Below are 14,987 nucleotides of genomic sequence, written 5' to 3'. Positions count from 1 at the left end.
TACTTACTTGCCGCTAGTTACGGATTGATACCACTCATTAACTTCCTTCGTATTTTGATCTCCACCGGAAGAATTCCACTTCTCTACAAACGTATCAAAAGCATCAACCGGAGCTTTACCATAGATGATTTGTGAGAACAGGTCCTTCTCCATTTTGGTTAAGATGTCGTTGTTCATTTGCATGGACATCGTTGGTGCACCTGTGAACATCTGTTTTAATGCGATATCTTTTTGATCCTGAACAATCTTCGCCGCTTCCACCATTGGTGCAGGTACACCAGACTTGAGTTTTTTCTCGAAAGGTGTTGTAGCTTCTTCACCGTTAGCAAACTTCGCAAGCGTAGTCATGTTCAGACTCGGGATACGTGCACCGTCAAACGTTAATGTGTATTTCTCAGGTGCATAACCGCCTGTCACACTAGCATCCGTTGTTACTTTGCCGTCTTTCATTGCCCAGTCGTAGCCTTCAGCGAAGCCGTGTTCGAATTCATCACCTGCTTTTGGATTTGCATAGTGATCAAAGAGATAGTTTTGATATGTGAAAAAGACTTCCGGGTTCTTCATATCTTTGTTAATCAGAATTACACCGTTGTCGTTCGCGGTACCGCGTCTGCCTGCTTTGCCATCAGGTCCAGATGGAATCGGGTAAGCTTTGTACTCCGCTTCCGGATTGTTTTTCTTCACATCTTCGAGCGGCCATGACGGCATCCAGTGAGGTCCGACAACAATTCCTGCTTTACCTGCTGTAAACTCTTCTGCTGCTTTGGTTTCATCATAGACCCCGGCTTCTTCTGGAATGTATCCTTTTTTCATCCAGTCAGCCAGTGTTGCCAAAGCTTGTTTTGCTCCTGGATTTACAGAGCCATACTCCAGTTTGCCTTCTGCGTTCAGATTCCACTGATTTGGCATCGTGCCATAGGCTCCGAAGACCCAACCAGCATCAGACATCCATGTGCTGAGCCAGTTTTTGAATCCGATGGTCAGACCGTAAGTGTCTTTTTTACCATTGCCATCTGGGTCTTTATTCGTAAACGTATCCATGATCACTTCAAGATCAGCCAGCGTTTCGGGCGCTTTCAGATTAAACTTCTTCATCCAATCCTCACGGATCCACATCACTGGATCACTGTTGTAGGAGTAATCCAGAATCGGAATACCAATCCGTTTACCATCCTGCATATACGGATACCATACGGAAGGATCTTCATTCACGGCAGCTTTCCAGGTATCACTTGCGTATTTGTCAAACAATTCTCCAGCATCGACGAATTTGCCCGTTTCAATCAGCTCACGTGCCAGATTGAAGTCACCGCGATACGAGATGATGTCCGGCATTTCTGCATTGGAAGCCAGTGACAGACGAAGCTTCGTTTCAAACGCGTTGTTGGTGGATGGTGACACCCATTGATTTTTCAATTCAATGCCGAGCTTGTCTTTTGCCCATTTCGTGTGTACGTTATTGTCCTGATCTTCACCAGATTTGAATTTGATTTCGGGTCCCCAAGGACGTAAATAAGTAAGTTTTACGGGTGGATCATACTTCCCGTCCTTCAATTCCAGTGCAGTACTCGGTGTGCTCGGTGCAGCCTCTTTACTTGCTCCACTGTTACACCCGCTCAGAACTGCTGTAAGCGCCAACATTCCGGCCAAAGCCAAACCGCCAATCTTTCTTTTCCTGATTGTTCTCAACTTGTGTGTCCCCCTGTATGTAGTGATGTTGTCTACAGAGTCCATCATAATGAATGAACCATATGGATGCCCATACTAATATTGCAACATTTATTGTATTTATTTAGGATATTAAAAAGTGAATACATATGTTGCATTAGTACAATGTCTTACTTCTGTCTCTCTTGTTAATTAGGGGGAGAACACTTCCGGGTAATCACTCTTCCAAGCCCCCATACAGCCAATTAAGCAATACTTAACACATGTGATCACACTGCTGTCCTCATCCGTTTCATATTCAACAGAAATATTGATGTCGGATTTACGCCAAGCCAGATAAGGGCCACTGCCGCCAAGCCATTCACCTTGCTCATAGATATCCGGTTGACCATATGCTTCAATCCATTCGTCAGGTGTTGCATTCATCGTTATGCCTTTGGGCAATTGTCCTGCAAACGGTTTTTTAATTCGATCGTCCGAACCCGGTGCAAGAAAATAAATCGCTCCAATGATCCACTCATCCGCAGGGAGATCATCACGTCCGGTTAACGTATTGATTTTGGGGGAGCGATACACATCAATACGCACAGATGCTTTAACAGACCAGATGATGTCATCCTGAAAAGGACCGTCTGGCTTCGCTATTCTTTTTACACCGAAGGGTTCAAGAAACGTTTGTACCTGCTTAGCATCATATGGTTGACCTAACAGCTCTATAAACTGCTCGGAAGCTTGGTTGTTATTCGTATCATTTTGCTTATTCATGCTCATGGTTCTCCATCCTCTCGAGTGAGATCGATCGATTTTGCCCTTTTCTTTCATCATCTTACGTTTTATTCGTTCTGTAAAGATTGAAAATGAACATAAAAAACAGAGGAGCATGGGATGAGATCCCCTCCTCTGTTTCATGTGGCTATATGGCTACTCCTGAGTAGTCATGAGCTTCTGTTAATTACTTGTATATTTCACCCAATCATATTCGGCATGCAATGGATTAGCACCGTTATATGACCCCAGCCATCCGTCCACGCCAGTTCCATTCCAGATATTCATCATAATTTTACCCGGTGTTTTCGGAATATTGGTTGTAGCCGTATGTTTAAGCACACCGTCGACGTACCACTTAATGTGACCTGGCTGCCAATCAAACGCATACGTGTGGAATCCCTGGGACGCATCAAAACCCAGATTTACGATTTTCTCATGATTTCCAACGCCGTTCGTATAATAATTGAATTGGACTTTCGTTGTGTCTTTGCCCAGGAACTCGATATCAATCTCATCCCATTGTGTGCCATGAGCAGGACCGGTATAGGTGAAAAAAGAAGATACAATTCCTGTATTTTTAGCAGGCTTCATGCTTACTTCATACAGACCATACCCGTAAGTATTCGTTGACCGATATTCACCACAATCAAACTTGTTGTTTGAAGGACTTGTCAGACTCAACCGCAGCTTGCCATCATTCGTAAAATTAGCATTATTTGCCCGCCACGTACAATTGAACATGGAACCGTTGGAATACCCATCCGCCTTCTGCCAGGTACTTGCATTGTGATACGTCAACGGTTCCCAAAACACCCATCCCGCGAAAGCGCTTACCGAAATAAATAATGAAACCACTCCCGATACCATTAATGTCAACCATGTCTTCCTCTTCATCAATACACCTCCACCTTTGATTCCAACCATGTAAACAAATGAACACAACTCCTTTTCGTTCTTATATTCAACAGCAAGTTAATCGATTTAATTATTTTTGTAAAGCGCTTACATTGGTTGGTATTTCCATTTTATATGCTACATAATGGACGAACTATAGCAAAGTTTAAAGAACTCATATTCATTTTTTAAGATTGCTTCCCTTTACCAGGCGAAATGCCTGAAGGCCCATTTTAAATGAACAGGCCTCGTTATTTACTACGTACGACTCGCAATCCCTGATCGGGACCAAGGCCATTCGCATCGAATTTTCCTGGATATGAAATCTCTTCTGTATTTACACTGCTGACCCAGCCGCCTCCCTTGCTGACTCTCCAAGTGTTATCCGGGGTTTCCGGGTGGCTGTGCCAGTCCCAGCACCATTCTCTAACATTACCAGACATATCATAAATGCCTAGTTCATTGGCCTTCTGCTGACCGACTGGCTTGGTTTGATTCCGATTGTTTTCAATGGCTGGCCAGTTCCAATCTCCTGTTAACGGTTTTTCACCGGCATTCATCCAGTACCACGCCACTTCGTCTGGATTGTTGCTTCCGCTATAAGTAAAATTCTCACTCTTTTGTCCGCCACTTGCGGCATATTCCCATTCTTCTGCCGTTGGCAGCCGATATCCATTCGCATCTTCATTGATGGTTACAGTCCATTTGACATTATCGTTTTCATTCTTATTATTCGTATCCATCGTTTCTTTATCAATGATGTAATACGGTTTGAGATTTTCCTTCATGCTACGTGCATTACAGTATTCGATTGCATCGTACCAGCTCACTCTTTCAACGGGCCGGTCTTCACCTTTAAAACCAGAGGGATTGTCTCCCATAACGTCAGCCCATTGTTTCTGGGTTACTTCATATTTGCCGATATAAAAGTCAGACAGTGTGATATCTTTGCCGCTATAACTGGTTTTACTGCTCTTAAATGCTCCACCCTCTACCAATACAAGATCATCGCTCACGGTTGTACTGCCACCTGTCGAACAAGCACTTAATCCAACAACAGTTGCGATGAGCAGAAATACCATCCACTTTCTCATCTGGAAGTCTCCTTTAAAACGGGAATTGAGAGCAAGACAGATCCGTAGATCTGTCTTGCTTGAATCTAGGCTGGAAAAAAACGATAATGACGACTACCAGACAGTCACATTCGAGCTACCGCTACTTTGATATCCTTCAGTTGCCATCACTTGATAGGACCAGCTGTTCCCTAAGTACATTCCTTTGCTCGCCCACGCATTTACGTGATTCTGGAACGTAATTTGGGAGTTCACACCGATTGGACGTTTAGATTGTCTAACACTCCAGTATTGCGGGAATGTTGAATACCCGTCAATAGATGGCTGATTGTATCTCATGGTTGTATAGATGTCATACGTACCACCGTCACTAGTCATCGTGCCTTTGTAAGTTCCTGTCGGGCGGTATGTGCCCCAGTTATCTACCACATAGTATTCAATAAGTGCGTTACGGGTCCAGCCATAGAACGTCAGATAACCATTGCCGGAAGGTGAAAATACACCAGCGTTATAGTTAACCACACGATTAGGTGTGCCGTAAGTCCAACCTTTACCAACAACAAAATTCCCTGTATTTTGCCAATTGACACTGTAATTACCACCCGAACCGTTCACAGCATTAACGTAACCCCCGCCATCCGTCCAGTTCTGCCAGTAATCTGTAGCACCCGTCGTAGCGGCGAATACACCAAAACTCATGGAAGCTGCAAGAACAACGGTCAACAATTTTTTGCCGAATTTGAACATAGGGAAAAACCTCCTGATATTTTATTTTTGTAATTCACTTACCTGAAGAGACGCTGGGAAAAAAGATACAGATCATTTTTCCATACGGGCCAGTCGTGCCCTCCGCTTTCTTCATACCAAATATGAGGTACGCCATGCTGCTTCATATACTCATGAACATCAACACTAATCTGAATCAGATTGTCCTGATCACCACAAGACACCCAGAGCAATGACAGAAGCGATGTCGCTGTAGCGGGATCTGGAACAAGTACTTCCGGCGCTTTAGTGTTCGGCGCTGCTGAAAAAGCACCAACCCATGCAAAATGATCCAGATTACGTAGTCCGATGTTTAAAGACTGTCCTCCACCCATAGACAAGCCAGCAATGGCTCTTTTGTCCCTTGTTTGAGCTACCGGGTAACGGGACTCCATATACGGGATAAGATCCTGAATAAGATCCGATTCAAATTGTTCAAATGCCCGAATTTTCTCAGGATCAAAGAGGTCACCTTCCGCAAGGTCGTTAGCCATTGCACGCCCATTAGGACAAACAACAATCATCGGCTGGATGAGATGATCGGTGTAGAGGTTGTCCAGGATGATGGCAGGAGAACCATAGGTATGCCACTCCTTCTCATCCCCTCCAATTCCGTGCAGCAGATAGAGTACAGGATAGGTAAGCTCCGAAGAAAAGCCTGGCGGCGTATATACCATCGCTCTACGCACGTTGCCAACCGTCTTGGAATCATACTCTATCGTTTCAACTACGCCGCGTGTTATGTTATCACGATACTGGTCAAAACCAGCAGATGCTGAAGCTATCATTGGTCTTACTCCTTTCACGGTTAGCAAAATCCTCTAAACCTCAAATCAAGTTCCCGCTAATCAACGTAACCAAAACCCAGAATGGTGAACTGCTTGTCCTTCTGTCCAGGTGCCATGTCAATCTCAATAACATGTTTCCCCACTTCCTTGTTACTAAATAGAAGCATGGCATGGCAATGAGTCCAGTTCACTTGGTGCGGATCCGCCTCTTTGACAAGTTCACCATCTACTTTAATATGGGCCGTTCCGAAGCTATCACTGTCCGAGTCTTTAAAGATCAGGATGAGCCGGCTGCACCGCAAATGCAGCTCGAAACCTTTGTCACCAGCTGTTTCGCCAGGAACATACATCCAGTTGTTCGGAAAAAGCGGTGTACCATAATCATGATCGTCCATCTCGGTCATCTGGAGCTCTGTGTCTATGAGACTGAAGCTTCCTGATTCAATCTGGCCAATCTGCTCCCCGTTTTTCCGATCCAATAGTTTGACATTCACATAATCATTTCCAATAATCGGTAACTTCGTTAATTCATCTTCTTTCTGATCGAGATTCGTACGATCTGTCACACGAAACAAATTCGCCAGTGCATCCGCCATGATCCGATGTCCCACATTGGTGGGATGATAAATATCATGGAAGTACTGCTCTTTGGTTATTATGCCACCTTCATCTTTCGTCTTCTGAAACTGCTCTACAAGAGCATCCTTCATGCTAACCATAGGCAGATCATAATGAAAGCCTACAGGAGCGAGACGATCCTGAAGATTCCAATCATTTTTAAACACACTGAAAAGCAGGATGACCGCTGGTTCGTTACTAGAAGCAAGCGCTTTCAATACTAAGCTTTCGTAACAGTTTCCACGCGTCTCATCGTCAGCATCGTTTACCGCAAACTCGATAATGACAATGTCCGGTTGCACGCTGCCATCCCGGAGCACATCCTGCTCATAACGAATGACGCCAAGTTGCGAAGGCGTCCCGCCTACACCCGCCTTGATCAGCTTTACTGCACTGCTGTCCATCGAAGCGAACATTTTTTTAAAGTGTTCATAAGAGTGGTAGGCATAACTTTGGAGATGAATCGGTGCTGCACCAGCGCCATGAGTAATCGATCCCCCAATAAAAGCAATGACAACAGGTTCACCACGTCTGGCTTTCTCGATCGCTCTCTTTAATCTGACGTTGTTCCCCAAATTCAGGAGTGATCTGTCGATCATGTCAAGATAAGTCGGAGAGTTATAATCAAATTCAGCCTCAAATGATGAAACGGTAACTCCTACGGGGTCACGTGGTGCATGGGTTCCTTGATTCTCATCTACATCTCCTGAATCGCCAAGCATGTTACATCCTCACCAACCTTCCAGCGAAAATTTACACTCTGAGTATTGCCATGTGAAGAAACCTGGACTTGACTGATGTCGATATCAGGCGGTTCCTTCTCTCCGAGTGTAGCGCTTACATAATTTAACAACAACCTGATAAACTATAGGACTTGCCTAAATATATCATCCGTATCACGAAATGGAAATAGATGGTATAACACACCTATAATTTTCCATGTAAACGCTTTAATTTGAGTAGTATTACGAATGATATACTTTCATATATAAGCATTTTAGAAGGAGGATCTCATGAATATCACAGGAAAAGGCGCTTATGAGACAGGTACATATGTCAATCTTTTTCACAAATCGGGGTATAACGAAGAAGAAATCAACGCAAGGCTGGAACAGACTTGGAATGATCTTTTTTATGGAGATGAACATACACGAATCTACTATCCTGTTGGCGAAGACAAAGCTTATATGTTGGACACGGGTAACGACGATGTTCGTTCCGAAGGTATGTCCTATGGCATGATGATGGCTGTACAGATGAATAAAAAAGAGGAATTTGATCGTCTGTGGAATTATGCTCATACCTATATGCAACATACGGAAGGACGATACAAGGATTATTTTGCATGGCATTGCAAACCGGATGGAACCCGTCTATCTCCGGGGCCTGCTCCTGATGGTGAAGAGTTCTTTGCCATGGCGTTATTTTTTGCCTCGAATCGCTGGGGTGATGGGCCGGCCCCTTATGATTACAGAACTCAAGCTCAGAAGATTCTACATGCTTGTCTGCATCAAGGAGAACAAGGTGAAGGCGATCCCATGTGGGAAGCGAGTAACCGACTAATCAAGTTTATTCCAGAGTTACCTTTCAGCGACCCTTCCTATCATCTTCCTCATTTCTATGAACTGTTTGCCGAATACGCGAATGAAGCAGATCAGACGTTCTGGAAAGAAGCTGCCGAAGCAAGCCGGGTTTATTTGCGTACAGCCTGTCATCCGGTAACCGGGCTTTCGCCTGAATACGCCAATTATGACGGCACTCCTGCTCCGATTCAGCCGCACGGGGATTTCAGGCATTTTTACAGTGATGCCTATCGCGTAGCAGCTAACATTGCCCTAGACTGGGAATGGTTCCGTAAAGATCCGTGGCAAGTGGAACAATCCAATCGGATTCAGGCCTTTTTCAGTGATATCGACGTAGCGGATTATCGCCGGTATACGATCGAGGGTGAGGCTTTTGACGAACCTGCACTACATCCTGTAGGTTTGCTGGCAACCAATGCGATGGCTTCACTGGCAGCAGATGGCCCTCATGCAGATGATTTTGTTCGGTTATTCTGGAACACACCGCTTCGCCAGGGAAAACGTCGTTATTACGATAACTGTCTTTATTTCTTCACCATGCTCGCCTTAAGCGGAAGATATCGGGCATATTAAGACGCAAATACGACAAAAAAGACGGGCCCACCGCATGCTGCGAGTAAGGTCCGTCTTTCCTTTAATTTGTTCTTTTATTTGGATGACACGGATGAAGCATCATACGCAGACTGCATAATTTCCAGATAACGATTCATATTCAACCCTTCCAGTCCTTTCACATACTCATCCCAGTCTTTATCCAAACTCTTTGCTCCTGTAACAAATTGTAACGCATTCTGGTCGATATAATCCTTGATATTGGTTTGCATCATGCTGGTTTCATCCGCAAGGGATGGATCAACCCACAATGCCCAATGCGGGAAAACCTCTTTAGGTTCTTTACCTTCCATCAACAATGTTGCTTCGTACAGGCGACGTTCATACCCATCGTTGGCATAGATATCTGTTCCCTGTACTTCTGCATCGCGATATGCCCGGTGATGATTGTACTGGCTTAATGCAGCCCAGCTGTCATTACGAGGTTCTTCTCCGGATGGAAGCGGAATCGCTTTATAGAGCGGCTGTACCTGATCATTCAGAGCCACTTCTCCCTCTTCCGGTTTGCGCCAGCTTAAGCCTTCTTCGCCCAGATATGAAGCCATAGCTCCTTCTTGGGTATAGAAGTAATCCAGCATTTTTATGGCTGTAATCTGCGTTTGCTCACTGGCTTTGTTGGTCAGTACAAATGTTGCACCAGGATCGACCGGATAGTTGTACGAAGCATATTCAGCATTTGGCCCTTTTAATGGTGGAATCGGATTGTAATCATTGCCGTACGGTGACCCTTCAGCCGTGGTTACGAACAAGGATGGATGCATAGCCGCTCCTGCACCCAGAAGCTGCGCGTCAGCATTGTCTCCAATTTTCTTGAAGGCACCTACATTTTGCGTAAAAGCACCCGGATCAATCAACCCTTCATCATATAAGGATTTGATGTACGTAAGACCTTCTTTCCACTCCGGTTTATTCGCTACCGTTTCAACTTTGCCTTGATTCAGAATGAGGTAATTCCGGTCATCGTCATAGATGAAACCATTCATCAGATAGGGAATAATGTGTACACCAAAGTTCTCCGTAGAACCACTCAGAGGTACTTCATCTGCCTTGCCGTTTCCGTTCGGATCTTTCGTTTTAAACGCTTTCAGCATTTCCCGGAACTCTTCTGTCGTTGTTGGTTCTTTGATATTCAGCTGCTCCATCCATTTGGTATTCACCCACATCTTGTTTGGATACGAACAGTGGAAACACTCATTCAGCCCGGTCAGTCCATAGATTTTACCGTCAGGTGCGGTATTCATTGCTTTGTAGTAATCATTGCTATCGAGCACCTTCTTGATGTTAGGCGCATGCTGATCAATCAGATCATTCAGCGGCAGGATCACACCCTGTTGCCCGAACTTCAACAAGTCAGTCTGTGAGAAACGATCTACCCAAGGGATGAGCAGGTACAGATCCGGATAATCCCCGGAAGCAAGGGATATCTGTCTTTTTTCAGCTGCTCCGTCAAAAGGAACTGTCGTCCAGTTGAACTTGATATTGAACTTTTCCTCCATTTTCTTCGTGAATTTATTGGTTGCGAGGTTCATATCTGATCCTTGGTGCACAAATACATTCATCGGGACTTTCCCGTCCGCATCCACTTCCCCATTGCTCTTATCGGATGACGAGCAGCCTGCTAGTACCAACGTAAGAACCAGCACAGCTATTAATCCAAGCGCACTTATTTTCTTCAATAAAATCCTCTCCCTCATGAAAGTTGTAATTGAACTTATCCTTTAACTGAGCCGATCAACATGCCTTGTACGAAATAACGTTGTACAAAAGGATAGATGATCAGAACCGGTAAGCTGGCCATGACAATCAAGGAGTACTTCATCAGTTCAGCCATTTGCTGTTGTTTGATCATTTCGGAAGCATCCATATTGCCTGAGCTACCTAGAATAAGAATACTTCGTAAAATCAGCTGTAGCGGGTAGAGCGACTGCGATTTCAGATAAATAAGTGCGTCGAAGTAAGCGTTCCATTGACCAACCGCATACATCAGAGACAGCACCGCAATAATGGGTTTGGCAAGCGGCAGGATGACACTGAAGATAAACCGAATGTCACTACAGCCATCGATATCAGCCGCTTCGGATAGCTCATCCGGTATGGAATTTTGAAAGAATGTTCGTGCAATAATGACTTGCCACACCCAGATCGCATTAGGTATCAGAAGCGCCCAGCGTGTATCGATGAGTCCCAGGGATTTAACAACCAGATATGTTGGAATCAAACCACCGGCAAAGAGCATCGTGAACGTGATGAAGATCATCAGCGTACTGCGACCAACAAAGGTCTTTTTAGACAGTGGATAAGCGATCATAATTGTTAATGCTACGCTGATAAATGTGCCACATGCCGTATAAAACAATGAGTTGGCGTATCCCATCAGCACCTGTTCATTTCGCAATACAGCCTTGTATCCTTCGAATGACAGATCAACTGGCCATAGCCAGACTTTGCCTGAAGAAACGGCTGACGGACTGCTGAGTGACGAACTTACGATGTAGATCAAAGGATACAACACAGCAACCAGCACGAGTGACAGAATGATGTAGATTGCCGTAATAAACAAGCGATCCCCAGGCGATTCTCTAATGACAGGGTTTTTGTTGGCTCGTGAACGACCTGCCTGTGATTGTAAATTAGACATCCTTCAAGTCTCCTCCCCTCCGTGTGGTTACCATAAGCTTGTATTGGACAGCCGTTTTGCAGCTGCATTGACGGTTAACAACAAGATGAGATTAATGAGAGAGTTGAACAAACCAACCGCTGTAGCAAAGCTGTAATTGGCGTTTAATAGTCCCATTTTGTAGACATATGTGGAGATGATTTCTGAAGCAGACAGGTTTAACGGGTTTTGCATCAAATATATTTTCTCGAATCCTACCGCCATAATGTTCCCGACGCTCAAAATTAAAATAATGACGGCTGCCGGCAACAAGCCGGGCAAATCCACGTTAATAATCTTCTGCAGTCGATTAGCTCCATCCACTTTGGCCGCCTCATATAATGAAGGGTCAATGCCCGCAAGCGCAGCCAGATAGATGACTGCTGAATATCCCATACTCTGCCATACATCAGAAAAAACATAAATTGAGCGGAACATGTCTGGATTACCAAGGAAATTCACCGATTCAAAGCCAAGTGCACCTGCAATGGTATTGACAATACCGAGCCTCGGCGAGAGGAATAGCATAATGATCGATACCATAACGACCGTGGATATGAAATACGGTGCGTAGGTTACCATCTGCACGGTTTTCTTAAACTTCATGTTTTTGATCTCATTTAAAGCCAGTGCCAGCAAGATCGGGATCGGAAATCCGACGATGAGGCTGTAGAACGAGATGAGAAGCGTATTTTTGATTAAAGTCATAAAAGCGGGATTCTGGAAAAGCAGGTCGAAATACTTGGTGCCAGCCCAAGGGCTACCCCAAATTCCTTTGATGACGTTATAATCCTTAAATGCAAGGACCGTATTCACCATCGGTACATATTTGAAAACGATAAAGTACACCACCGGAGGCAATATGAGCAGATATAACTGCCAATGCCTCCTGAAACTTCTGGCTAGCGCATGCTGTAATGTTGATCGCTTGCGCTCCTTCACACCGGACTTGCTTTCACTTGTTATTGTTGTTCTCAGAATCATCCCCCCAGTCAGTGAACCCTATGGTTGAAGTGAGCGTCACCTTGTTTTGGTAGCGCTTTCTTTGTGCCCATATCATAAGTTCGACCTGAGGGAATCGTAAAGGTACATCTCGGAAATCAGCGTACATTATACGCATAGATACTATATGAGCAGCGTACATTTAGCGACCTAATTATCCATCTTCCGAAATACACTTGGTGAAATGCCGCGTACACGCTTGAATGCTCTGCGGAATGAATGCGCACTGTTATATCCCGTAGAAAGTGCGATTTCATCGATGGTTTGGTCACTTTCCCGAAGCAGTCCAGACGCTGCATTGATCCTCACCCGCTCCACATAATCGGAAAGATTCTCTCCGGTATGCTCTTTGAATAGTTGGGAGATGAATTTTTCGGATTTCCCCATATGCTCGGAGATTCGGTAGATCGTCAAATTCGCGTCGCCATAATGATTTTCAATATAACACGTAATTTCTTGTACGGTATCCGCATGTGTGGATGATCTTTTTCGCAGCACTTCTTTGCACATATCTTCGGTTAAGCGCTTGAATTTACCACGTAATGCGGCAATGGAATCGGTAATCTGGATACTGGTGACACCATTTTTGTATTCTTCTGCAAAGGAATCATCGTGTTTGATTTTGGGCTCATCCAGCTTCAGGTATGTTCCCTTTAACTCCATAATAAATTGTTGTGCCATCTCATAGGAAAGTTCGCGCTCTTCGAAATTGCGTGCAAACAGCTGATCCAAAATACGAAGAGCCTCTTCCAGTTCTCCTGCCTTGATCGTATTCAGCAAGCGCTGTTCTGACTCAATGGGATAATAGTACATTTCATTTTCCTTCAATGTATCTTCAAATCGGACGAGCTCATCTGCTCCCATATGAATCGCATATTCCATGGCCTGTTTGGCTTCATCAAATGAACGGCCTGCATCATTCCAAACTTCGTATGCGGCTCCGGTACCGATTGTTGTTGATATCCGGTATTCCTTATAAATGAGTTCGGTTAATCTGCTGAGTTCAGACTCACAATGACGTATTGCTGTTTCCAGCGGCATCTCGGTTACGGGACATATAAAAGCAATCTGATCTGTGCCCCAGTCCGTCATCAGCAGACCTTCGTTCCATTCTGTCATCGTCTGTCTGATAATTAATTTCGCCACACCAAGCTCCTGAATCGTTTCTTCGCTATCCAGACTCGCATAACCGTTCACCTTGAGCAAACCAGTGATCCCCTGGCTGTTCTCAATGGATAGTTGTGTCTGAGAAGAAATAGCTTCCAGTTCACGAGTAGTATAGAACTCACCCGTAAGCAGACGTTTGATGAATCCATCGCGCAAGAGCGGAATTTGTTCATTCAGCGCGTTCTCCAGCGATTGATTATTGGCGATTAAATGATGAATATGGCTTGCTAGAAAATCATACTCATTACGCCTTTTACCTGAAGGTTCACTGACTTGTTCTCGGAAGGCAGACAACAGTTTGTAGATGGGGGCACTATTTCGATAGGCCAGGATCAGTCCAAAACCTAAACCAAGCGTCAATGTTGCAAGCGTAAAGGCCAATGTCACTTTCTTGATCTGATCCGCATTGGTCATAAGTGCTTTCTCGGGAATACCTGCCATGTAACTCCAGCCGTTTCGATCTGAATGAATGGATATAAGCAGTCGGCCATCTTCAATAGGCTGTACCTCATTCGAATCGTTACCCACATTTTGCGCCAAACGCTGCGCTTCTGCTTCTTCAATACCGCGTGAGAAGATAATTTCGCCGTTCGCATCTCGAACCAAAGTCCAGCCGCCATACTGATCAACGATATGCTGGGTCAGGCTAGCCATCTCATCTTCATCAATTAAAACACCAATGGTAGCCTGTGGTTTATTGAAACTATTCAGCGGCAAGGATTGCAGAAAGGTAATTGCCGGTGCGGTGGTACGCAAGTTGCTGCTTATTTCACGTTTGTAATTCTGAAGTGGAATAATCTCATTAAAGTGTGGCTTTTTCAATATGTTTTCGCTCCACTCTTCGAAGGTCATACCCTCCATTGCATTGGCTGCATAATAATGTTCTGGCCTGTAATAGACCGTATTTGGTGTAATAATGACGTTATAGTTTGGAATGTAAATAAAAAAATGGGATAAGTATTCGTTTGTACTGCTGTACATGGATAAACTTCGCTGCATTTTACCTATGCCATAAACATTGTAGGAATCCAGTGGTTTGGGATCGGCAATCAAACGGTACAGCTCCTGATTAATGGCTAATTGCCTCGTAAACGCTTCGACCTGTAGCAGATTCCGTTCAATGATTTCTTTGCCCAGATTCAGAGACTTCAGACTGTTCTCTATCGAGCTGGCCCTTGCCGCTTCAATGGATGCCCGATAAGAGGCGTATCCGGCGATCTGTGGAATCATTAGAATGATTAGATACGAAATCAAATAACGACGGAACATCGGTGAAAATTTGGACCATAGGAGCTTCAATGTACTCCCCCCTTTTTCTAATCAAGCGCTTACATTTAACGGTGTATGATCATCATTTCATGATACAACGGGCATTTCTGAACAGTGAAGGTAC

General features: G+C 44.5%; 12 protein-coding genes. 1 reads left to right on the top strand and 11 read right to left on the bottom strand.

The genetic code is table 11. The features are described 5' to 3' along the window. Positions 1–3: 3 nt before the first annotated feature. From ACT89M_RS14390 to ACT89M_RS14360, 7 genes are all read right to left on the bottom strand, one after another. Positions 4–1,641, bottom strand: coding sequence for an extracellular solute-binding protein (locus tag ACT89M_RS14390; RefSeq protein ID WP_186809677.1), 1,638 nt, complete (start codon positions 1,639–1,641; stop codon positions 4–6). A gap of 219 nt (positions 1,642–1,860) precedes the next feature. Continuing rightward, entirely contained in the window at positions 1,861–2,433 is a 573-nt protein-coding gene (locus ACT89M_RS14385) for a hypothetical protein (RefSeq protein WP_154889076.1), read from the bottom strand. A gap of 183 nt (positions 2,434–2,616) precedes the next feature. Further along, complete coding sequence (gene bglS / locus ACT89M_RS14380) at positions 2,617–3,330, bottom strand: beta-glucanase (protein ID WP_154889078.1); 714 nt, start codon at positions 3,328–3,330, stop codon at positions 2,617–2,619. A 251-nt stretch (positions 3,331–3,581) separates the two neighbouring features. Further along, entirely contained in the window at positions 3,582–4,424 is an 843-nt protein-coding gene (locus tag ACT89M_RS14375; protein ID WP_154889080.1) for a formylglycine-generating enzyme family protein, read from the bottom strand. A 93-nt stretch (positions 4,425–4,517) separates the two neighbouring features. After that, complete coding sequence (locus ACT89M_RS14370; RefSeq protein ID WP_154889082.1) at positions 4,518–5,150, bottom strand: glycoside hydrolase family 11 protein; 633 nt, start codon at positions 5,148–5,150, stop codon at positions 4,518–4,520. Between the two features lie 38 nt (positions 5,151–5,188). Beyond that, a complete protein-coding gene (locus tag ACT89M_RS14365; protein WP_154889084.1) occupies positions 5,189–5,956 on the bottom strand; it encodes an alpha/beta hydrolase in 768 nt (255 codons plus the stop codon). Positions 5,957–6,012: 56 nt separating this feature from the next. Then, complete coding sequence (locus tag ACT89M_RS14360; protein ID WP_154889086.1) at positions 6,013–7,296, bottom strand: SGNH/GDSL hydrolase family protein; 1,284 nt, start codon at positions 7,294–7,296, stop codon at positions 6,013–6,015. A gap of 291 nt (positions 7,297–7,587) precedes the next feature. Here ACT89M_RS14360 and ACT89M_RS14355 point away from each other — a divergent pair, with 291 nt between their 5' ends. Beyond that, a complete protein-coding gene (locus ACT89M_RS14355; RefSeq protein WP_154889088.1) occupies positions 7,588–8,730 on the top strand; it encodes a family 8 glycosyl hydrolase in 1,143 nt (380 codons plus the stop codon). 74 nt (positions 8,731–8,804) lie between these two features. Here the strand turns inward: ACT89M_RS14355 and ACT89M_RS14350 are convergent, their stop codons facing one another. The 4 genes from ACT89M_RS14350 to ACT89M_RS14335 all read right to left on the bottom strand — a co-directional run bounded on the left by ACT89M_RS14350 (position 8,805) and on the right by ACT89M_RS14335 (position 14,893). Continuing rightward, entirely contained in the window at positions 8,805–10,463 is a 1,659-nt protein-coding gene (locus ACT89M_RS14350) for an ABC transporter substrate-binding protein (RefSeq protein ID WP_373323153.1), read from the bottom strand. 17 nt (positions 10,464–10,480) lie between these two features. Then, positions 10,481–11,407, bottom strand: a complete 927-nt coding sequence (locus ACT89M_RS14345) for a carbohydrate ABC transporter permease (RefSeq protein WP_090915965.1) — start codon at positions 11,405–11,407, stop codon at positions 10,481–10,483. A 27-nt stretch (positions 11,408–11,434) separates the two neighbouring features. Further along, positions 11,435–12,289, bottom strand: a complete 855-nt coding sequence (locus ACT89M_RS14340) for an ABC transporter permease (RefSeq protein WP_090916500.1) — start codon at positions 12,287–12,289, stop codon at positions 11,435–11,437. A 288-nt stretch (positions 12,290–12,577) separates the two neighbouring features. Further along, complete coding sequence (locus tag ACT89M_RS14335) at positions 12,578–14,893, bottom strand: helix-turn-helix domain-containing protein (RefSeq protein ID WP_186809663.1); 2,316 nt, start codon at positions 14,891–14,893, stop codon at positions 12,578–12,580. Between the last annotated feature and the right edge of the window lie 94 nt (positions 14,894–14,987).

Source organism: Paenibacillus sp. NN59 (assembly GCF_057597225.1).
This window is presented reverse-complemented; position numbering and strand designations above follow the sequence as displayed.